The sequence below is a fragment of the Vibrio sp. YT-19(2023) genome (assembly GCF_033337395.1).
Genome location: NZ_JAWOQN010000304.1, coordinates 1 through 842, shown reverse-complemented (window position 1 = coordinate 842; position 842 = coordinate 1). Strand labels below are relative to the sequence as shown.

The 842-nt window shown below is 39.3% G+C and carries 1 protein-coding gene; it reads right to left on the bottom strand.

What is annotated here, in order from left to right; translation table 11 throughout:
- On the bottom strand, positions 1 to 430 hold a 430-nt coding region (locus tag R7E78_RS25560), incomplete at its 3' end, for an HAD family phosphatase (RefSeq protein WP_318058533.1).
- Positions 431 to 842 lie beyond the last annotated feature (412 nt).

Below are 842 nucleotides of genomic sequence, written 5' to 3'. Positions count from 1 at the left end.
AAAGTGCGACTTCGGCAGACACAATCGCGCCATCAAAAAGTGGCCAAAAATTGTACGTTGATTTTAAGTGTTCGACAATTTCTACAACATTATCAGTTAGTGCGTAGACACCGTAACCCGCTTGCTTCACCTTTTGTCGAAGCTCAACACTGCCGAACAGTTGAATCTGAGTCTGTTTTACGTAGTAGAAGAAACAGCAACATTCTTCAGCCGTTAAGTCGAGTTCTTGTTGATAACGGTGTATTGCTTCTTCTTCGCTGATCAAACCTTTGTTGAGGTCTAGCCAAATCTTGTTTGAGAACAGTCTTTTCGCCATTTGTTCTGCATCTACGGAATGACCAAATGTTAAGCGTACAATCTCTGGTGGTGACCAACGAACCAGTACGTTGCCGACATCGAAAACAACATTTTTAATTTGAGAGCTTTCCATAGAACACCTTTGATTTGTGAGTTGGGCAGAGTAATCAAACGAAGATGAGTGAGAACAACATTCGCGTTGCCCTCGCATAAGTTGATTCTACTTGAATCACAATAAAATAATATGCAATTGAACTCGTTACCAAAAAATTCGTGAAATCAAGCTGAACTTAGATAAAAGACTGAATTTAAAGACAAGCATCGCGAATAAATTGACGGATTTCGCGCTGCTTATATTTGGCAAGTAATATATAATTACAAAACAACGTGATTATAAAAAAGATAGCAAGTCACCACTTTGAACGTCAGGCGGAGTAGACAAATTAGATAGTATGGATTCGATACGTAAGGTATATGAGTACGCAGAGCCCAATTTAACATTAGTTGGTTGGATGGGATTTATTGGCTTCCCGCTCTACTACTTC